General features: G+C 60.7%; 16 protein-coding genes. 10 read left to right on the top strand and 6 right to left on the bottom strand.

The window, feature by feature from the left end; all coding sequences use genetic code 11:
• Positions 1 to 96 precede the first annotated feature (96 nt).
• Positions 97 to 714: a glutathione S-transferase family protein gene (locus PSEBG33_RS17510; RefSeq protein ID WP_005786686.1), complete on the bottom strand. Its 618-nt coding sequence runs from the start codon at positions 712 to 714 to the stop codon at positions 97 to 99.
• Positions 715 to 770: 56 nt separating this feature from the next.
• Positions 771 to 1430, bottom strand: a complete 660-nt coding sequence (locus tag PSEBG33_RS17515; protein ID WP_005786684.1) for a transglutaminase-like domain-containing protein — start codon at positions 1428 to 1430, stop codon at positions 771 to 773.
• 191 nt (positions 1431 to 1621) lie between these two features.
• Between PSEBG33_RS17515 and PSEBG33_RS17520 the strand changes: the two genes are divergently transcribed.
• Together PSEBG33_RS17520 and PSEBG33_RS17525 are read left to right on the top strand one after the other, a co-directional pair.
• Positions 1622 to 4069 carry an acyl-CoA dehydrogenase gene (locus tag PSEBG33_RS17520; RefSeq protein ID WP_005786682.1) on the top strand — a complete coding sequence of 816 codons (2448 nt, stop codon included), beginning with the start codon at positions 1622 to 1624 and terminating at the stop codon, positions 4067 to 4069.
• A 75-nt stretch (positions 4070 to 4144) separates the two neighbouring features.
• The gene (locus PSEBG33_RS17525) at positions 4145 to 4552 is read left to right on the top strand and encodes a PA2817 family protein (RefSeq protein WP_005786680.1); all 408 of its coding nucleotides are present in this window, start codon (positions 4145 to 4147) and stop codon (positions 4550 to 4552) included.
• Between the two features lie 86 nt (positions 4553 to 4638).
• Here the strand turns inward: PSEBG33_RS17525 and PSEBG33_RS17530 are convergent, their stop codons facing one another.
• Positions 4639 to 5586, bottom strand: coding sequence for a LysR family transcriptional regulator (locus PSEBG33_RS17530; protein ID WP_005786677.1), 948 nt, complete (start codon positions 5584 to 5586; stop codon positions 4639 to 4641).
• Positions 5587 to 5675: 89 nt separating this feature from the next.
• On the opposite strand from PSEBG33_RS17530, the gene PSEBG33_RS17535 reads away from it, so the two are divergent.
• Positions 5676 to 6356: a hypothetical protein gene (locus PSEBG33_RS17535; RefSeq protein WP_005786675.1), complete on the top strand. Its 681-nt coding sequence runs from the start codon at positions 5676 to 5678 to the stop codon at positions 6354 to 6356.
• A 65-nt stretch (positions 6357 to 6421) separates the two neighbouring features.
• Here PSEBG33_RS17535 and PSEBG33_RS17540 read toward each other — a convergent pair whose 3' ends face one another.
• Both PSEBG33_RS17540 and PSEBG33_RS17545 read right to left on the bottom strand, forming a co-directional pair.
• Positions 6422 to 7996, bottom strand: a complete 1575-nt coding sequence (locus tag PSEBG33_RS17540; protein ID WP_005786673.1) for an alkaline phosphatase D family protein — start codon at positions 7994 to 7996, stop codon at positions 6422 to 6424.
• A complete protein-coding gene (locus tag PSEBG33_RS17545) occupies positions 7993 to 8547 on the bottom strand; it encodes a GNAT family N-acetyltransferase (protein ID WP_005786672.1) in 555 nt (184 codons plus the stop codon). The genes PSEBG33_RS17540 and PSEBG33_RS17545 overlap by 4 nt, the downstream gene beginning before the upstream one ends.
• Positions 8548 to 8737: 190 nt before the next feature.
• Here PSEBG33_RS17545 and PSEBG33_RS17550 point away from each other — a divergent pair, with 190 nt between their 5' ends.
• The 6 genes from PSEBG33_RS17550 (at position 8738) to PSEBG33_RS17575 (ending at position 15970) form a co-directional block, all read left to right on the top strand.
• The gene (locus tag PSEBG33_RS17550) at positions 8738 to 9145 is read left to right on the top strand and encodes an ExbD/TolR family protein (RefSeq protein ID WP_005786670.1); all 408 of its coding nucleotides are present in this window, start codon (positions 8738 to 8740) and stop codon (positions 9143 to 9145) included.
• A gap of 2 nt (positions 9146 to 9147) precedes the next feature.
• Positions 9148 to 9879, top strand: coding sequence for an energy transducer TonB family protein (locus PSEBG33_RS17555; protein WP_005786668.1), 732 nt, complete (start codon positions 9148 to 9150; stop codon positions 9877 to 9879).
• A gap of 24 nt (positions 9880 to 9903) precedes the next feature.
• The gene (locus PSEBG33_RS17560) at positions 9904 to 12189 is read left to right on the top strand and encodes a TonB-dependent receptor (protein WP_005786666.1); all 2286 of its coding nucleotides are present in this window, start codon (positions 9904 to 9906) and stop codon (positions 12187 to 12189) included.
• 24 nt (positions 12190 to 12213) lie between these two features.
• Positions 12214 to 12861, top strand: coding sequence for a MotA/TolQ/ExbB proton channel family protein (locus PSEBG33_RS17565; RefSeq protein WP_005786664.1), 648 nt, complete (start codon positions 12214 to 12216; stop codon positions 12859 to 12861).
• Between the two features lie 56 nt (positions 12862 to 12917).
• Positions 12918 to 14135, top strand: coding sequence for a phospholipase D-like domain-containing protein (locus tag PSEBG33_RS17570; protein WP_005786662.1), 1218 nt, complete (start codon positions 12918 to 12920; stop codon positions 14133 to 14135).
• 95 nt (positions 14136 to 14230) lie between these two features.
• On the top strand, positions 14231 to 15970 hold the full coding sequence (locus tag PSEBG33_RS17575) for a dipeptidase (protein ID WP_005786660.1): 1740 nt from the start codon (positions 14231 to 14233) through the stop codon (positions 15968 to 15970).
• Between the two features lie 177 nt (positions 15971 to 16147).
• Here the strand turns inward: PSEBG33_RS17575 and PSEBG33_RS17580 are convergent, their stop codons facing one another.
• Entirely contained in the window at positions 16148 to 17809 is a 1662-nt protein-coding gene (locus PSEBG33_RS17580) for a M24 family metallopeptidase (RefSeq protein ID WP_005786659.1), read from the bottom strand.
• A 78-nt stretch (positions 17810 to 17887) separates the two neighbouring features.
• On the opposite strand from PSEBG33_RS17580, the gene PSEBG33_RS17585 reads away from it, so the two are divergent.
• Positions 17888 to 19378, top strand: a complete 1491-nt coding sequence (locus PSEBG33_RS17585; RefSeq protein ID WP_005786658.1) for a PLP-dependent aminotransferase family protein — start codon at positions 17888 to 17890, stop codon at positions 19376 to 19378.
• The last annotated feature ends 68 nt before the right edge of the window (positions 19379 to 19446 follow it).

The raw sequence follows: 19446 nt of genomic DNA, 5'->3' as shown, positions 1-19446 counted from the left end.
TGAGGGCGCAGCGCAGGTAGTTCAACCGGCGATGCAATGCAGGCATGGTGCTTGCCCATGCCGCACAAGTACAGTCACCCGTATTAATAGTGTGTATTAAGTCAACGCGGTCATCACCGCTTTGCGATACGCCGGGCGCTGTTGCAGGCGCTGGTACCAGGCCTCCAGATGGGGCATGGCCGGCCGCTCGATGGGCATCTCGAACCAGGCATAGATGAAGCAACCCAGAGGGATATCACCCATGCCGAACGCCTGACCGGACAGGTAGGGTTGCTCGGCAAGGGCCTGGTCGACGGTTTTGAGCGCGTCGATACAGGCTTGGCGCCCGGCATTGATACTGTCCCAGTTTTGCCTGTCAGCCGGGGTGCGCACGATCCCCCAGAACACCGCCTTGAACGGGTCGGCGAGCGTGGAGGTGGTCCAGTCCATCCACTTTTCGGCATTGGCCCGGGCTTGCAGGTCGCTGGGGTAGAAGTCCGATGCCTGTTTGGCGCACAGGTAGCGCACGATGGTGTTGGATTCCCACAGCACAAAATCGCCATCTTCGATCATCGGCACCCGGCCATTGGGGTTCAGCGCCCGGTATTGCGGGGTGTCGACCACACCAAAAGCCCCGCCCGCATCAATTGCCTCATAGTCCAGGCCGAGCTCCTCGGCGCACCACAGTGCTTTCCTGACGTTTGATGAATTTTTACGACCCCAGATTTTCAGCATGACCGCGCCTTATTGTGGATGAACTTGGCTGGATGAAGGCAGCAGCATACGCCGGATCAGCCACGGCTTAAATCGCCCTGCAGATCGCCCAGCAGGGTCGGCGCATTGTCGGCAAACAAGTGCGGGTAACACTGGCGGATATGCGCGAAAAAGAATGCCTCGGGGACGTCAGCAAATTGCCCGTGATCCACCACATATTCCATTGAGCGACGGCCCTGGCGATTGAACGCGTGGAAGACACTGTCATGCAAGCCATCGAATTCCAGTGGCGGCACATCAAACACGTCGCACAGTTGCTGATTGAACGCCGGAGTCGCTTTGACCCAGCGACCGTTCAGGTACAGCTCGGTATAACCGTGCATGGCGAACACGTCACTTTTGAGCAGGGCAAGCAGGCGCGGTGTGGACAGGTGGTTGCGCACGTCTGCCAAGCCAATGCGCGCGGGGATGCCACAGTGACGGGCGCAGGCGGCCAGCAAGGTGGCCTTGGGCACGCAATAGCTTTCGCCGGCAGCCAGTGCGAAGCTGGCATTCAATGTATTGGGGTCGCGGCTGAAGGTGTAGGGGTTGTAGCGAATCGCCTCACGTACGGCGTAATAAAGACTGACTGCCTGGTCACTTAAATCCGTGCGGGTTCCGCGATGTTTTTCGGCGAACTCCACCACCGCAGGGTGGTCACTATCGATGAAGCGGCTGGGACTCAAGTACGCATTCATAAGCTTGATCTCCGAAGTGAGCCTGGAGTTTAACGACAGGCCTGCCACAGAGATAACGACGATTACGCCAAATGTCGGCGCCTGCTGATGGGTATCCCCAGTACAACTTGTAACACCCTGATCACCCGGCTTGTTCGGATGCGGACTAAGCTCCCTGGTGGTTTCGCCCCTGGTTTCACGGAGGATTGCATATGCTTTTGTTGTGGATACTGGTGCTGGTGGTCGGCATTGCCTACCTGGCACACCGCCGAACTGCCCCCCTTCCCGCCCTGGGCGTGGTCGCCGTCTACCTGCTGGCGATGGGCGCCTGGAGCCACGCGCCGGGCTGGCTGCTGCTGATCTTCTGGGTGCTCATCGCCGTGGTGGCCGCGCCGTTGCTGCTGCCTGACCTGCGCCGCCAATACTTCACCAAGCCGCTGTTCAGCTGGTTTCAGAAAGTACTGCCACCGATGTCCGAGACCGAACGCGATGCGATCGATGCCGGCACCGTCTGGTGGGACGGCGAACTGTTCAGCGGGCGCCCCGACTGGGATAAATTGCTGGCCTACCCCAAGGTTCAATTGACCGAAGAAGAACAGGCGTTCATCGACGGCCCCACCGAAGAACTCTGCGCCATGGTCAGCGACTGGGAGATCGGTCAAGCCATGGACCTGCCGCCAGCGGCCTGGGAGCACATCAAGACCCACGGATTCTTCGCCCTGATCATTCCCAAGGAGTATGGCGGCAAGGGCTTCTCTGCCTATGCGCACTCTCAGGTTGCGATGAAGCTTGCGACCCGCAGCGGTGACCTTGCGTCCACCGTGATGGTCCCCAATTCCCTGGGCCCGGCCGAGTTGCTGCTGCACTACGGCACCGAAGAACAACGCAACCACTACCTGCCGCGCCTGGCGCGTGGCGACGACATCCCGTGCTTTGCCCTCACCGGCCCGCTGGCCGGTTCCGATGCAGGCGCCATGCCCGACACCGGGGTGATCTGCAAAGGCGAATGGCAAGGCAAGGAAACCCTCGGCCTGCGTCTGAACTGGGAAAAACGCTACATCACCCTCGGCCCGGTCGCGACCTTGCTCGGCCTGGCGTTCAAGGCCCACGACCCGGACCACTTGCTGGGCGAAGAAGAAGACCTGGGCATCAGCCTCGCGCTGATTCCAACCGATACGCCCGGCGTAGAAATAGGCCGTCGTCACCTGCCGCTTGGCGCCGCCTTCATGAACGGCCCCAACTCCGGCAAGGACGTGTTCATTCCCCTGGAATACCTGATCGGTGGCCAGGAGATGCTCGGCAAAGGCTGGATGATGCTGATGAACTGCCTGTCGGTCGGCCGTTCGATCTCCCTGCCTGCCGTCGGCACCGGCGCCGCCAAGTTCACCAGCCTGGTGACCGGGCAATACGCGCAGGTGCGCGAGCAGTTCAATGTGCCACTGTCAGCCTTCGAAGGTATCCAGGAAGCCCTGGCGCGCATCGGCGGCAATGCCTGGCTGATGGACAGCGCGCGTATGCTCACCGCCAATGCCGTTGACCTGGGGGAAAAGCCCTCGGTGTTGTCGGCGATCCTCAAATATCACCTCACCGAGCGTGGCCGCGAGTGCATCAGCCACGCCATGGATGTGCACGGTGGCAAGGGCATCATCATGGGCCCTAACAACTACCTGGGCCGCAGCTGGCAAGGTGCGCCGATCTTCATCACCGTGGAAGGCGCGAATATTCTCTCGCGCAACCTGATGATCTTCGGCCAGGGTGCAATTCGCTGCCATCCTTTCGTGCTCAAGGAAATGGCCCTGGCCGGTCGCGAAGACCATGACCAGGCGTTGAAAGAGTTCGACGGCCTGCTGATGCAACACATCGGTTTTGCCGTGAGCAACGCCGCCAGCACCCTGGTGCTGAACCTGGGCTTCGGCCATTTCGAAAAAGCCCCCGGCAACCGTTTGAGCCAGGGCTACTTCCGTGCCCTGAACCGCCAGGCGGCTGCATTTGCCCTGCTGGCCGACCTGAGCATGATGCTGCTGGGTGGTGAGCTCAAGCGCCGCGAACGCTTGTCCGCCCGCCTAGGTGATGTACTGAGCCATATGTACCTGGCGTCCGCAGCGCTCAAGCGTTATCACGACCTGGATTCGCCAGACCATCTGGAGCCGCTGTTTGCCTGGGCCATGGAAGAGAGCCTGGGTGAATCGGAACGCGCACTGGATGAACTGCTGAGCAACTTCCCGAACAAGGTACTCGGCTGCCTGCTGCGGGTAATCGTATTCCCGTTCGGGCGTCGGCATACCGGGCCGTCCGATGCGCTGGATGCCGAAGTGGCGGCGGTGATCGGTCGGGCCAAGGGCGACCCGACCCTGGAAGAACTGCTGGCCGGGTGCTACCGCCCGCAAGCGGCGGAAGATCCAGTAGGCGCCCTGCAACATGCCTACGATTTGCTCGGCGCCAGCCATCCGTTGCAGAAAAAACTGCATACCGCGCTTAAAAGCGGGCAGGTCAAACCGACTGCCGGTGAGTCTGCCATCGATGCCGCGCTGCACGCCGGCGTGCTGCAACCGGGTGAAGCGCAAACCCTGCGCGATGCCGAAGCGGCACGGCGCAAGGTGATCGACGTGGATGATTTCAGCAAGGAAGAGCTGATGCAGGCTGAGGGTAAAGTCCGCTGATACCGGCGGTCATATAAAAACGGGCGCGAGAGGCATATACTCTCGCGCCCGTTTTTGCTTTAGAGGACTTATCTCGTGTCCAACGTCGTTGCCGATCATCTCGTCTTGCTCGACCACTTGCGCAGCATCCTGGTTGCCGTCGGCGAAGCCGAACAGGTACCCGAGGAAAGCCACTCGCTGTTCCTGGAGCGTTTCGACGAACTGCGCGCCCTGTTGCCGATCGATCCGATCGAAAGCCAGTACCTGGGCCAGGACCTGATGAACCAGGTCATCCTGCGCTACCCGCAAATCGCACACTTGGTGCCACGCGACCTGCTGTGGTTCTTTGGCGGCGACTGCCTGCACTTCATGCCCGACGAAGAACTGGACCTGTACCAGGCCCTGGAAGAACGTCGCTATGAGGCCGAACAGAACGACGAACCGTTCGACTGGAACCAGGAAAAGCAACTGCTGGCCATGCCCCAGGACCAGAGCAAGCACTGACTTTTCAAGCACTGAGATTCAAATGTGGGAGGGGGCTTGCCCCCGATAGCAGTGGGTCAGTCAACGTAAGGGTGACTGACAGAGCGCTACCGGGGGCAAGCCCCTCCCACATTTAGCTTTGGCTCCTTGGCCATGCATTCCACCAGATAATCGATAAAGACCCGCAACTTCGGCGGCAGGTACCGCGTCGGCGAATGCAGCAACCACGCCTCGCCATGGTACGAGGCAATAAAATCCCACCCCGGCAACACCTGCACCAACTGCCCCGACTCCATGGCATGCCGCGCCGTGAAATACGGCAAGCTGCCAATCCCCACATGCTGCAATACCGCATCCAACCGCACCCCAGTGTGGTTCGCTGCATAACGCCCGCGTACGCCAACCGTCACCGCCTTGCCGGCCTGGCGAAATTTCCAACGCGAATCGCCCGGGGTTTCCCCCAGGTAGATGCAACTGTGTTCAAGCAAATCGTGGGGATGGCATGGGGTGCCATGCTCGGCCAGGTACTGCGGCGTCGCGCACAGCAGGTGTTCGATGGGCAATAGCTGGCGCCCGACCAGGCCGGGAGGTGGACTGTCAGTGATACGAATGCTCAAGTCGACATTGTCGTCGATCAGATCCACATGCCGATCTTCAAGGATCAATTGCACATCCACCTTGGGGTAGCGCCGCAGAAATTCCGGCATATGCGGATGCACCACGAACCGCCCCACGGCCTTGGGCACGCTGACCCGCACCAGGCCCTCGGCTTCATGGTTGAACTGGCCACTGATTTCCATCACAGAGCGCGCCGCGTTGACCATCTCCTGGCAACGCTTGAACACCTCTTCACCGCCCTCGCTCAGGCGCAATTTGCGCGTTGTGCGTTGCAGCAAGCGCGTGGCCAGGGCCTGCTCCAGGCGTGAAATGCTGCGGCTTACAGCCGAAGGTGAAACGCTCAGTTGCCGCGCCGCTTCGGAGAAGCTGCCGGTTTCCACGACCTTGACGAAAATCGCCATTTCACCCAACAACGGCAAAGGAAGATTGATGCTCATGACGCACAGGTCCATTGATAATTGAGCGGATTATCACTCATCTGCGCACTATTTATACTGCCCACAGAACCCTGATGCGGATGTAGACCATGACCGAGCGCCTGTTTTTTACCCATGACCACCTGACAGCCGAGCTGGAAGTGCTCAGTTGCACCCCGCATGAAGAGCAATTCGCCGTGATTGCGCAGTCGACGATTTTTCATCCCCAAGGCGGCGGCCAGCCGTTCGACACCGGCTGGCTCGGCGATAGCCAGGTACTGCGGGTCGTGCAGGAAGCCGAACAGGTGGTGCATTACGTCGACCGACCTCTGGAACCTGGACCGGTCATTGCACGAGTCGACGCACAGCGTCGCGCCTTGCACAGCCGCCTGCATTCGGCGGGCCATTTGATCGGCAACGCCGGCGAACGTCTGGGCTGGATGCCGATCAAGGCCCACCACTGGCCAGGCGAAGGCAAGATCACCTTTATCCGTGGCCAAAGCGCGCAAGACATGGATGCGCAAACGCTCCAGCGATGGGTCAACCAGTGGATCGCCGCTGACTATCCACGGCATATGACGCTCGATGAAGGCACCCGCGAAGTCGGCTTCGGTGAATTGCCGGCTTACGCCTGTGGCGGCACTCATGTGCAAGCGTTGAGCGAGCTGGGCCAGGTGACGATCCTGGCGCTATCGGAGAAAAAGGGCGCATTGTCGGTGCGCTATGAAATTGAAACTAATATGGGAGGGGGCTTGCTCCCGATAGCGGGGTGTCAGTCAGCTTACCTGTAACTGATCCACCGTTATCGGGAGCAAGCCCCCTCCCACAGTGGACCGATGCGCCACAGAGAAATAGGCTAGACGGCAATCGCCCCAGCCCTGCCCGGCTCGACCACGAACGACTTCAACGTCGACACCGTCGCCGCCGGGTCACGCGGGTCACTGATCGCCCGAAAATTCGTCAACATGCTGTCGGCCGCCAACTCCACCGACACATACCCGCGCTGGCGGCTGTCGAAGAACTTCACATGGGGGTTAAGCGGCATGATCTTCATGAACGCGTCATAGGGCGGGCCGTCGGAGGTCACCGACGAGCCAACGAACTCGGTGGCAACCACCGCCGAGTCCGGGTTGTCGGCGTTCGCATGCAGGTCAGTGGCCCAGAACGAATGAATGTCTCCGCCCCAGAACACCGGGTTCTTCACGCGATTGCGCACAATCGACGCCAGCATCCGTGAGCGGTTAGCCATGTAGCCATCCCACCCATCGGTCCAGCGCCCCGGCTTGTGGTTGGTGAGATCGCGCTGGATCAGCGGCGCCACCAGCAAATCCTGGGCGATCACATTCCATTGCGCCTTCGACTGGGCAAAACCCTGGTCCAGCCAGGCTTCTTGTTGCCAGCCGAGCAACGTGCGGGCGGGGTCGCGCAAGTTGCTGCAAGGGGTGTTGACAACATGCCCCTGGTGGCTGCCATTGGCTGCGATGCACGGTTGCTCGGAACGGTACTGACGCCCGTCGAGCACATGGAAACGTACAAGCCGGCCGTAGTCCAGACGTCGATAAATACGCATGTCCGCGCCCTTGGGCACGCTACTGGCGCGCAAGGGCATGTGTTCGTAAAACGCCTGGTAAGCCGCCGCCCGTTGCTGGAGAAACTGCGCCACCGCAACCTTGGGATCCTGGGACCAGCGGTTGGCATAGTCATTCTGCACTTCATGATCGTCCCAGGTCGCCACGCTGGGTGCGGCGGCGTGCAGGGCTTGCAGGTCCGGATCGGTCTTGTACAACGCGTAGCGGTTGCGATAGTCGCTCAGGCTTCGCGCATTGCCACTGCCGTGAGAACGAAAAACCTTGCCAGAATCCGCCGCGTAGGAGCTGTCGTAAATATAGTCGCCGAGGAAAAACACCAGGTCGGGCTGCTCCGCGGCGAGGTGTCGGTAGGCGCTGAAATAGCCGCGTTCCCAGTGCGAACAAGAGACAAACCCCAACCGGGCCGAGGCCATGGCGTGCGGCGCTGGCGTCGTGCGCGACTGGCCCACCGCGCTCTGCGCACCAAGCCCTTCAAACTGGTACCAATAGGGTCGGCCCGCCGCCAGCCCTGCCACTTCGACATGCACTGCGTGAGCGAAACGCTGCGTCGCCAGCACCTCCCCCTGCCTCACAATACGCGTCATCGCCGCATCGCTGGCCACCCGCCAACGCACTGGCACTGAGCGACTCAGGCCGCCACGGCCATCCGCGGCGTTGAACAACGGCGCCAGGCGCGTCCATATCACAAAGCCATCCGGCAACGGGTCGCCGGAAGCCACGCCGAGGGTGAACGGATAATCCACCCCGGCACTGCGCGCAAACGGGCTGAGGATCGAAAACGCGGTAGCGACCGCCAGCCCGCCAAGTATCCGGCGCCGGTCGTGGTCTACCCCGCCGCTCACAGACAGCGCTCCCAGTCGTCACGTACGGTGGCAAACCCGAGCAAATCCTCATACACGCCGTTCTTTAGAAACGCCTGGCGCATGCAGCCTTCATAGCGCAGGCCGATCTTTTCCATGACCCGCGCCGATTCCTTGTTGCGACCAAAGCACTGGCTGCCCACGCGCTGCAACCCCAGCTCGCCGAAGCCGAAGTCCATCACCGCGCTTGCCGCTTCTGCCGCATACCCCTGGTTACGGCAGTGCGCCGCCACCCAGCCACCCAAGTGCCCATAGTGATGCCGAGCATTGATGCGCAGGCTGACCATGCCAATCAACTCGTGTGTGCCCAGCACATGCATCCCCAGGTTCAGCAGTTCACCAGTGCGGTATTTATCGGCAATCCCTGCAATAAAATCCTCGGCGGTTTCCAGAGTGTAGGGCGATGGAATATTCGCCGTGTTGTCAGCAATTTTCGGGCCGTTGGCGAGCGTGAAAAGCAACTGGGCCTGGTGCATTTCCAATGCTCGCAACAGCATCCGCGGGGTAGTCAATTGAGGCAATGCTGTGTCCATGGACGCTGGTTCTCAAGATAAATTTCTCAAGCATGTACGCCCCGAGTGTCAGTTTCATTACGTGCCGAAACTGACCGGTAAGTTTTCTGAAAGACCCGTCCTAGAGCCTTTAAACCGTCAATTAAAGTTAACCATTCGGTCATTTTTGCTTGCTAGCGTGTTGCCCCTAATTCAATAACGGGGTAACGGAATGAGAACCTGGGACGAACCCAAGAAACGCAAGGCGCACATCGAACTGATCCCGATGATCGACGTGATGATGTTCCTGCTGGTGTTTTTCGTACTGGTGAGCCTGAACGTGATTCCCGCGCTCGGCATGAAGACCCAATTGCCCAGCGCCAGCAGCTCGCAGCAGCTCAAACCGCAAAACAAATTCATCCTCACCCTGGGCCTGGAAGGCCAGTTGCAACTGGACGGCAAGGACCTGACGGTGGATGCCCTGGTGCCGGCCTTGAAGGCGGCCGAGAAGCCCGACACCAAGTCGACGATCATCGTCAACAGCGACAAAGGCGTAGAGGTTTCGCGCCTGGTGGAAGTGATGGACACCCTGCGCCTGGGTGGCTTCACCTCCGTGTCCATTGCTACGCGTAAGTCTTGATCATGTACGTTCTGTTTCGTGCGCGTCAGCTGCTGGGCAGTGTCCCGGCCCTGATCGCCCTGGTGCTGATTGCACTGGGTATCCAGTCCCAGACCTTGAAGGTCGAGCCGGTGTATGACGAGTCGGCGGTCGAATTGGCCTTGGTCGAGCCGGAACCGGAAGTCATACCGGAACCGGTGGTGGAACAAGAACCGCCACCGCCGGTAATAGAAGAGGAAGAGGCCGCGCCGGCGCCACCGCCACCGCCCAAGCCGCTGCCTAAACCCGAACCCAAACCCAAACCCAAGCCAAAACCTGTGCCCAAGCCGGCGCCCGTGGTCGCCAAGCCCGCGCCAACGCCGCCACCGGTGGCCGCCAAGCCAGCCCCGGCCGCCGTCGCCCAAACGGCACCGACGCCCGCCCCACCGGCGCCACCGAAGGTCGATGGCCAGGCCCTGGAAGGCGGTTACCTCAAAGGTTTGCGCAACGAGTTGGACACCTACAAGCAGTACCCCACCGGGCGCCAGGCGTCGCTCGAACGCCCCAGCGGCGAGGTAGTGGTGTGGTTGCTGGTGGACCGCCAGGGCCGCGTGCTCGATTCCGGTTTGCAGACTCAGGCCTCAAGCATGTTGCTCAACCGGGCCGCCACCAACAGCTTGCGTCGCATCAAGCAAGTCAAGCCGTTCCCCGAACAAGCCTTCGGGGGCCGCAATGAGCAGCGCTTCACCGCCACCTTCAACTACAGCGTGCAATAAGCACCCGACATCAGGACGACAGTGATGAAGTTCACCCGCATTCATCTGGCACTCGTTGCCGCGACCAGCATGAGCCAGGGACTGGTCATGGCAGAGACCAGCGACAGTGATGTCGGCACCATTGGGGTACAAGGCAAGGCGAGCGCAGGGGGCGGTTACATGGTCCCGGAAGAAAGCATCAAGGGCCGCTCCACGGTGACCAAGGAAGCACTGGACAAGCAGGCAGCAACGGGCAATGCCATCGATAAGCTCAAGTACACCCCGGGCTTGAACATCTCCAGTGAAGACAACACCGGCCTCTCGGGTTTTCGCTTCACCATGCGCGGCATGAACTCCGACCAGGTGGGCATGTCGGTGGACGGCATGCCGATCAACGACTCCGGTAACTACGCGCTGTACTCCAACCTGCTGGGCGACCCGGAAAACATCGACCAGATCTTCGTCACCCAGGGTGCCTCGGAGGCCGATGGCCCGCACATCGGTTCCAGTGGCGGCAACATCGGCATCGTGACCATTCGCCCGACCAAGGAAACCGGCGCGTTCGTCAAACAGGTGGTCGGCAGCAACGCCACGCGCAAGACCTTCGCCCGCCTCAATACCGGTGAAATCAACGGTCTTAGCAACTGGTTGTCGGTGTCCCATACCGAAGGGGAAATGTGGCGTGGCTCAGGCGCGGTGCGTGCAGACAAGGTGGAGTGGAACAGCTTCTTCGACGCCGGCAACGGCAACACCGCCAACCTGATCCTCAAGTACCACGAGCAGGACAACAACAGTTATAGCCAGTTGACCAAGGCGCAGTTCCAGCAGAACGGCCGCAAGTACGATCCCTACCCGGCCACGCCGAGCGTGGGCAGCAACGGCAAATACAACAGCTACTACGCCCTGGCGCAGAACCCGTTCCAGACCTTCACCGCCGTGCTCAACACCCAGTTCAAACTGGCCGACAACCTGGCGCTGTCGGTGATCCCGTATTACTACTGGGGCAACGGCAGCGGCGTCGGCTCGTCCGCCTACGCACTCAACCGTGGCTCCAACCAGGGTGGCGTGTTCGACCTCGGCAACCTACCCACCGCCGCCCAGTACAACGCCGATGGCACACCGAACAGCGGCGTGTACTACCGCCCTTCTCGCACGCAAACCTGGCGGCCGGGCATCACCACCAAACTGACCTGGGACCTGGGCGACCACAGCCTGCAATTCGGCTACTGGTACGAGCGCGCACGCCAGAGCCAGACCCAGCCGTTCATTCCCCTAAAGAGCAACGGCAAGCCGGTGGACACCTGGCCGGATTCCAACAGCGCCATCGTCGATGCCAACGGCAATCAGGTCCAGGGGCGCGACCGCTTCACCGTGACCCCGGCGCAAAAGGTCTGGGCCCAGGACACCTGGTACATCAACCCGGACTGGACCTTCATCGCCGGCCTTGCCTACATGAACGTCGAGCGGGACGGTACCAACCACGGCAGCCTCAACGAGCGTCCGGAAAAACGCAACCAGACCTATAACAAACTGCTGCCCAATGTCGGCCTCAAATACCAACTGGACGAGCGCGACCAACTGTTCTACAGCCTGTCGCGAAACATGCGCGTACCGCAGAACTATGCGCTCTACGACAAGGGCGTTGATTCGATCAACCTCGAGCCGGAAACCAGCTGGAACCATGAACTGGGCTGGCGCTACAGCGGCGACGACATGACCCTGGCCGCCACCCTGTTCTACATGGACTTCAAGAACCGCCAGGTCTCATCCAAAGACATCAACGGCGACGCCGCCGACATCAACGTCGGTGCCGTGACCAACAAAGGCCTGGAGCTGGAATGGAGCGGCCAACTGCCCCACCACTTCAACTACTACACCTCCTACACCTACACCAAGGCCGAGCAGCAAGACGACATGACCGTCTACAACGCCGGCAAGCCCATCGTGCTGCCCACCAGCGGCAAGCAGTTCGCCAACGTGCCCAAGAACATGCTGGCGGCCAACGTTGGTTACGACGACGGGCGCTTCTACGGCACCTTCGGCGGCAAGTACACCAGCAGGCTCTATGGCGACCTGACCAACGACGAAGCCATTTCCGGACGCACCGTGTTCAACCTTGGCGCCGGTATCTACCTGCCGGTGGACAAGAAAGTCGTCAAGGACGCGACCCTGCGCCTGAACGTCGACAACCTGTTCGACAAGAAGTACCTGGACGGCGTGTACACCACCAAGACCAACGCGGCCAGCTACAGCGGTTTTCGCGATGGCGACCCGGCCTACATCGTTGGCCTGGACCGCACCGTAACGGTTTCGCTGGAAGCGAATTTCTAAGACTGACCCAAGAGGAACACCAGCATGGATATGAACCTGCTCCACGACGTCACCTTCTATGTGATGTACGCGGCGATGGCCATTGCGATCTTCATCGCCATCGAACGCGGCATCTACTTTGCCTACGTGCGCCGCCAGGCTCGGGCGTTGATCGACGCCCTCGGCGCCCCCGTGCACAGCGAGCGTGACCTGCCGGAAAACCTGAGCCGTCGCGACAGCCTGCCGCTGAACATGATCCTGCCGGTGCTGGCGCAGAAAGCCTCCAACGGTTCACGCAAGGACCTGGACGACGAAATCGACACCCAATACCTCAAGACCCGTGCCCCGCTGGCCCGCAGCCTGTGGATCATCGAGACCATTACCACCGCCGCCCCGCTGCTGGGCTTGCTGGGTACCATCCTCGGCATTATCGACACCTTCAAGGCACTGGCCACGGCGGGTGTTTCCGACCCAGGGCAGATTTCCGGTGGTATCGGCACGGCCTTGTTCGCCACCGGCCTGGGTATCGCCATCGCGCTGTTCTGCGTGGTGTTCCACAACTTTTTCCAGGACAGCCTGGAACGCATCAACGACCAGTTGAAGATCCTGTTGATCCGCGCGGCCAGCGGAGCCCGCGTACAAGGCGAAGTGCCGCACCTTGTACCCACCTCCTTGCACAGCCGCACAGCGTGATCCGTCGGGCGGGCGCGTAATACGCCCGCCCCTTTGTTTTATCCGATGAGACGCCTATGTCCCTTTCGATGAAGTTGCGTATCGCCAGCCTCGCCGGCGTGTTGCTCAGTCCGCTGGCCCAGGCGGACTTTTCCATTCCGGGGTTTGAGCTGGTGCACACCGTGCCGGTGGATACCGCCCTGGGCACCGCCGATCTGCGCCAGACCGGCCCGGTATGGATCGAGCTGTTCGACAGTGCGAAGAGCCGCATTGATATCGGCCAGTTCTACGCCGTCGACCATCCCGGCTCGGTGATGGACACGGTCATCGAACGCCTTGAGGCTGCCGGCAAGCGCGGCGTGAAAATTCGTTTTTTGCTGGAAGAAAAAGGCATCAGGCTGTCAGAAGCTGCCACCCTGGAACGCCTGCGTGCGATCCCCAACCTGACCTTGCGGGTGCTGCCCTACGGGCAACTGAGCGGCGGCATCATCCATGCCAAATACCTGCTGGTGGATGGCAAGCAGGCGTTTATCGGCAGCCAGAATTTCGACTGGCGCTCCCTGGAACATATCCACGAAACCGGGCTGCGTATCAGTGACGCAGCCATCGTAGGCCAGGTGCAGGCGATCTTCGATCAAGACTGGCAAGCCCAGGCCGCGCTCGCCGATAAACAACCGGTGCCGCTGCCGGCCACCGGCCAGGCGCCCGCACGCACCGGCAACTACCTGGTGGCCAGCCCGCAACGCTACAACCCGCCAGGCGTAGGCGACTCACAGCTGGAACTGCCACGCCTGCTTAGCGAAGCCAAAAAAGAAGTGCGTGTGCAATTGCTCGATTACGCGCCACTGTCCTACGGGCCTGATCGAACCCGCCCGTACTACGCGGTGATCGACAACGCCGTGCGTGCCGCCGCTGCCCGCGGGGTGTCGATCAAACTGATGGTGTCCAACTGGAACACCGACAAGCTGGAACTGCCCTACCTCAAGAGCCTGGCGGTATTGCCCAACGTCGAAATCAAGATCGTCACCCTGCCCGAAGCCAGGCAAGGCTTTATCCCTTATGCGCGAGTGATCCACAGCAAGACCATGGAGATCGACGGGCAAGTGGCGTGGATCGGCACCAGCAACTGGTTGGGCGGTTACCTGGATAACTCGCGCAATCTGGAGGTGGTGATGCGCAGTGAAGCGATGGCCAGCCGTGTAGGGCAATTGCATGAGCAACTGTGGGACGGGCCCTACGCCAGAGCCTTGAGCGTGACGGATGAATACCCTGAGCCCCATCCTGGCCAGCATTGACCTTGGGCACCTGAGTAGTGGTAGTGTGTGGAAATGTTTCCGACTTACCTGTCAGAAACACCCTACTCACTACCTGCAAAGGAATGCCTTAAACAATGCACTTTCCACTCAAGCAATTGGCCGTTGCCACCCTGTTCGCGGCTAGCCTTTCGGCACTCTCAAGCCCCGCTTTCGCCAACATCAGTGCAGACCAAAGCGCGGCGATTGTGAAGAGCTTCGGCGAGACATCGGTCACCGATTTCCGCGGTTTCCTCGGCAACCTGGCCAAGGGCGAGCTGGGCAAATCGGCTGACGTCGGCCCGGCTATCAGCGCCTTTCTCGACAACAAAACCCTGAACGCCGAGCAGCAGAACGAGATCAATCGCCTGCTGGGTATCTACACCCGTGTGAAGTACGGCAAGGCTGCCCTGGAAACCTTGCGCGAGCTGGTGGAGATTCCGACCTTCAACGTAGACGGGCTGCCACAGTACAAAAACCCGGAATTCCTCAAGATCGCCGACAAGATCCAGGCCCTGGCCAAATCTTTCAACCTGAACTTCCGTAACGTCGATAACCGTGTGTACGAGATCTCCCTGGAAGGCAGCGGTGATGAAGTCGTCGGCGTACATGCCCATGCCGATGTGGTGCCGGTCACGCCGGAAAACTGGGTGCTGCAAGACGGCACCAAGCTCGACCCATTCAAGGTCACGCTGATCGGCGATCGCATGTATGGCCGTGGGACCGAAGATGACAAGAACGGCATCGTCGTGGCGATGTATGCCATGAAGGTGATCAAGGAAGAAAAACTGCCGCTGGCGCGTACGTTCAAGCTGCTGGTGGACACCACCGAAGAAACCGCCGGTGACGCGATTCCCTACTACTTCGAACGCAACCCGGTGCCGCAATACAACCTGGCGCTGGATGGCGGCTACCCGGTGGTGATCGCAGAGAAAGGCTCGGGAACCGTTATGGCGACCTTTCCGGTGCGCAAAGGTGAAGGCACAGGCGCAGAAATCATCGCAATGACCGGCGGCAAGGCCACCAACCAGATTCCATCGGTTTCGGTGGCCACGCTGGTCAGCGATAAGCCTGCTGAGTTAGCGGCCAGCCTGCAGCAGGCCGGTAATGACTATGCCAAGCGCAACGGCGGCAATTTCCAGGTCAGCGCCAAGGTCGATGGCAAGGACGTCAAACTCACTGTCACCGGCGTATCCGCCCACTCATCCGAACCCGAAACCGGGGTCAACCCGGTGGCTCGTATGCTGGAACTGATCCACGGCGTGGACGGCAAGATTGCCCTCAAGCACAATCACATCACTGATGCGGCGCGTTATGCAGCCGACAACTGGGGCCTGGATTACCTGGGCGGCAAATTGGGCGTGGGCTTCGCCGATGACTTCATGGGGCCGCTGACCACCTCGCCGACCTTTGTCGGCCTGGATGACAAAGCCTTCAAGCTGGCGGTGAACCTGCGGGCGCCGAAGGGTAAAACCCCGGAGGCACTCAAGGCACAGATCGAACAGAAACTGAATGCCTGGAACCAGCAAGCCAAGGTCAACGTGAGCTTCGCCTATTCGCTGGATACACCGATGTACCGCAACCCTGAAGGTGAGTGGGTCAAAGCCTTGCTGGCGGTCGCCACGGAAAACCTGGGCATGCCGCACAAGTTCGGCACCTCGGCCGGTGCAACCTCGGTGCACGACTTGCCCAATGGGGTGCAATTTGGCCTGGCCCGTCCGGAAGAGAAGTACACCGGGCACACCGACAGTGAGTTCAAAACGGTTGAGCAGTTCCTGCTGGACCTGCAGATCGTCACTGAAATGATGGGCCGCGTCGGGCAGTTGCCGAAGCTCTGACCCATGTGAAACCCAAGCGAGGCTGCGATGGCGGCGGCACAGGCAACATTTTCATCGCCTGAACCACCGTTTTCGCAGCCTCGCTGAAGCTCGACAGCTCCCACAGGAGATCGGCAGTGCTGGGTTGATCTCGGTTCATCGCGACAAGCGCACTTCTCGGCAGCAATGGCAGGCTCTTCAGGCTTGCAACATCAGCATGTCTTCAAAGAACCCACCCACTGGCTCAGTGGGATGGCACAACTGGATCTCCAGCACCCAGGCCATTTCGCTCGGTGGGATCTCCAGGTCAGCCAACTCCTTGCTTTCGAACAAGGCATGGGGGAAATCCGCAAGGCGATGCCCCGCCAGATTGCGTGCCAGCCTCCAGCCCTTCGACACGGCGCTCTGTTCGGCGAAGTCGTAGAGCTCGCGCCCGGTCAGCCCACGCAGCCACGCTTGGCGGGTCTCATCGAACACCTCATGCAACGCAGTCCTGCACGCCAGATGCAGCGGTAACTCACCGAAGATGAACGTGTCGCCGTAGTCCCCTTCATAGCCGTCCCATACCGGCCCCAGGTCGACCACGACGATATCGCTGGCGCGCAGTTTGCGCTGACGATCAACACCCTCGCGGGAGGGCCGGATGGTGTCGGGGCCAAAGCGAATGTAGGTCGGATGCCAGGTGTGCGAGGCGCCCATGGCCGTGAGTTGCTGGGCGGCCATCTCCAGGGCTTCGCCGGTGGTCATGCCGACCGTCAACCGGCTGGCGATGGCCGCCAGGGCGCGTATGGATTTTTCTCGCGCCGCCAACATGCCGTCCAGGGAATACCGTGGGCCGACTTTTTCCCAGATCGGGTCGAACGACAGCAACACCGTTTGCGCGCTTGACCGGCCACTGGCGACAAACGCCTCCGCGACAAACCGATGGCTCGGCAACCCCGCCTCGACGCAATGGGCACGCACCTGGCTAAGCATGGTGCCGTTACCACACGCATAGACCTGCGCCGCCTCCCAATGATGCCCGTGGCTCAATGCAACCTCCTGCACCCGCCCCTCGGATGATCGCACCGAGTGCCAGCGAAAACGGGGGTGCTCAAGCATCGATTCATCCAGAAAGGCGCCGTCATAAAAGTCGGTTGACTGCGCGCCGCCCCAATACAACGTCACCTGGACATTACGTTTGAGCGCGGTCAACAGGATCGGCTTGATGCCCGCGTAACCGGTACCCGTGGCAAACAGCACGACGGGCGCTGCGTCATCGTCCTGCCAGGTGCAGGCGCCAAACGGTCCTTCCAATTGCATGCGCGCCCCCACGACCAAGCCATCCAGAACGCCTTCGGAAAAGTATCCGCCGCTCACCCGACGAATCTGGAAGACCAAACGCCCCTCGTTCTCGGCTGGCAGGTTGGCAACCGAGAAGCAACGCGTGTCGCCGTCTGCCAGGTAGAACTTGAGGTATTGACCAGCTCGCACCTTCAAAAGTGTATCGGGCTTGAGTATCAACTCAATGACATCGGGCCCGAGCGCGCGCTTGCCAATGACCTGAGCGCCAACGACCAACGCAGGTGTATCCAGGGACCAGCCGGGAATCTCCAGGCGCATGTCGGTGCAGGCATGGCTCTGGCAAAGCAACATTTCATTGGCGGCCAGGGGGTAACACGGCGCCGGCGCATCCGGCGCCAGGCGCTTGGCCCGGTACTCACCTGCGGCGACCACCACCTTGCACGAGCCGCACGCACCACGGCGGCACGAGAACGGCACAGCCAGGCCGCTGGCAAGCATGGCGTCGAGCAACAGTTCGTCGCCGATCTCCAAGGTTTTTCCCGAGGGAGACAGTTCGATGACATGGCGTGTGTTCATAAAGACCTCGGGGTAAGTGAGGCCTGGATTGTTACGCTAGACTAGGACCATTAAAACCTCCAGATTTGGATACTTCAGATGGTCCAGTTGCGTAAATGGCACCCCCTGCTCAAACTCGACGAAGACACCCGCCAGGCGTCCTATCGCAAGATTGCCGAAGGCTTGGTCACCGCGATTGTCGAAGGGCGCCTGCCGCCAGGGACGTTGCTGCCGGGCACACGAGAGATGGCACAACTGCTCGACGTCAACCGCAAGACAGTGATCCTGGCTTATGAGGAAGCGATGACCAAAGGCTGGCTGATCAGCGAGCCGCGCCGTGGCACATTCGTCAATGCGCAATTGGCCCCAAAGCCCCTGCCCTGTGCGGCGCAACCGTCTTTCGCCCCACTGCTGCTGGACCAGCCGGTGGTACCGTATTTCACCCATAACGCCCAGGTGGTCGCGCTTCAGCATCGGCACAGTGCGCTGTTCTTCGACAATGGCACCAGCGACCATCGCCTGCTGCCCCAGGCCGTTTTGCATCGCTACTATCGCCATGCGCTGCGCAACAGCTTTGCCTCCAACACGGTGCGCTACGGCAGTGAGGGCACCGGCTATCAGTTGCGCTGCGCCCTGGCCGAGATGCTGCGCAATAACCGCGGGCTGACAGTGACTGCCGAGAATATTTGCCTGACCCAAGGCACGCAGATGTCCCTGTATCTGAGCGCCAGCCTGCTGATCAAGCCTGGCGACGTGGTACTGGTGGAGCGTTTGAGCTACCCGCCGGCGTGGGAAATTTTCCGCAAGCTCGGCGCGCAGTTGGTCACGGTCGACATCGACGATGAAGGTTGCCGCACCGACCAGGTCGAGCGCTTATGCCGCGAGCATAACGTGCGCATGATCTACCTCACGCCCCACCACCAATTTCCCACCACCGTGAGCCTGCATGCCGCACGTCGACAACACTTGCTGGCATTGGCCGCGCAACATGACTTTTGCGTGATCGAAGAAGACTACGACCACGAATATCACTTCAGCGGCCGCCCTTACCTGCCGCTGGCCAGTGACCGTGCCCAGCGCCATGTGATCTATATCGGCTCGTTATCCAAGGTGCTGGGCTCGACGTTTCGTTGCAGTTACATCGTGGCCCCCACGCAGGTGATTGAAGCCCTGCAGCGCAATGCCGCACTGATGCTGGGCGACGCCGATGCGGTCGCACAGACCATGCTGGCGGACTTGATCAATCACGGTGAGTTGAAAAAACACCTGCGCCGCGTCTCCAAAGAGTACCTGGCGCGCCGGACCGTGTTGCGCGAATGTCTGGACCAGGCATTCGGTGAGCGCATACAGGTGCGCGAGCCCGAAGGTGGCTTGGCGCTCTGGGTACGTTTCGAGGATAGCGTGAACGTGGATCGCTTGGTGCACACCGCCCTGGAGCATGGGCTGGTGGTACGCAGCGGTCGTCAGTTTTCACCCGACGACCAAGCGGAAAACGCCCTGCGCCTGGGCTTTGCCTCCCTGGACCGGGATGAGATCCATCACGCAACACAACGGCTGGCCCAGGCTATGAAAGCGATAGATAGGCGCTGAACGCGTGATGGCCCGGTGCAACGGTTCCTTTCCCGCTTACCTAGCCGTTCGGTCAGTTACCACGCCGC

The organism is Pseudomonas synxantha BG33R (assembly GCF_000263715.2).
Lineage (GTDB): Bacteria > Pseudomonadota > Gammaproteobacteria > Pseudomonadales > Pseudomonadaceae > Aquipseudomonas > Aquipseudomonas synxantha_A.
This window is presented reverse-complemented; position numbering and strand designations above follow the sequence as displayed.

Bases quoted from the DNA above. Each gene is read 5' to 3' on its own strand.
- PSEBG33_RS17515 (WP_005786684.1), bottom strand. From the start codon at position 1,430: ATGAATGCGTACTTGAGTCCCAGCCGCTTCATCGATAGTGACCACCCT.
- PSEBG33_RS17545 (WP_005786672.1), bottom strand. From the start codon at position 8,547: ATGGACACAGCATTGCCTCAATTGACTACCCCGCGGATGCTGTTGCGA.
- PSEBG33_RS17585 (WP_005786658.1), top strand. From the start codon at position 17,888: ATGGTCCAGTTGCGTAAATGGCACCCCCTGCTCAAACTCGACGAAGAC.
- PSEBG33_RS17535 (WP_005786675.1), top strand. From the start codon at position 5,676: ATGACCGAGCGCCTGTTTTTTACCCATGACCACCTGACAGCCGAGCTG.
- PSEBG33_RS17580 (WP_005786659.1), bottom strand. From the start codon at position 17,809: ATGAACACACGCCATGTCATCGAACTGTCTCCCTCGGGAAAAACCTTG.
- PSEBG33_RS17550 (WP_005786670.1), top strand. From the start codon at position 8,738: ATGAGAACCTGGGACGAACCCAAGAAACGCAAGGCGCACATCGAACTG.
- PSEBG33_RS17560 (WP_005786666.1), top strand. From the start codon at position 9,904: ATGAAGTTCACCCGCATTCATCTGGCACTCGTTGCCGCGACCAGCATG.
- PSEBG33_RS17575 (WP_005786660.1), top strand. From the start codon at position 14,231: ATGCACTTTCCACTCAAGCAATTGGCCGTTGCCACCCTGTTCGCGGCT.
- PSEBG33_RS17510 (WP_005786686.1), bottom strand. From the start codon at position 714: ATGCTGAAAATCTGGGGTCGTAAAAATTCATCAAACGTCAGGAAAGCA.
- PSEBG33_RS17520 (WP_005786682.1), top strand. From the start codon at position 1,622: ATGCTTTTGTTGTGGATACTGGTGCTGGTGGTCGGCATTGCCTACCTG.
- PSEBG33_RS17570 (WP_005786662.1), top strand. From the start codon at position 12,918: ATGTCCCTTTCGATGAAGTTGCGTATCGCCAGCCTCGCCGGCGTGTTG.
- PSEBG33_RS17565 (WP_005786664.1), top strand. From the start codon at position 12,214: ATGGATATGAACCTGCTCCACGACGTCACCTTCTATGTGATGTACGCG.
- PSEBG33_RS17530 (WP_005786677.1), bottom strand. From the start codon at position 5,586: ATGAGCATCAATCTTCCTTTGCCGTTGTTGGGTGAAATGGCGATTTTC.
- PSEBG33_RS17555 (WP_005786668.1), top strand. From the start codon at position 9,148: ATGTACGTTCTGTTTCGTGCGCGTCAGCTGCTGGGCAGTGTCCCGGCC.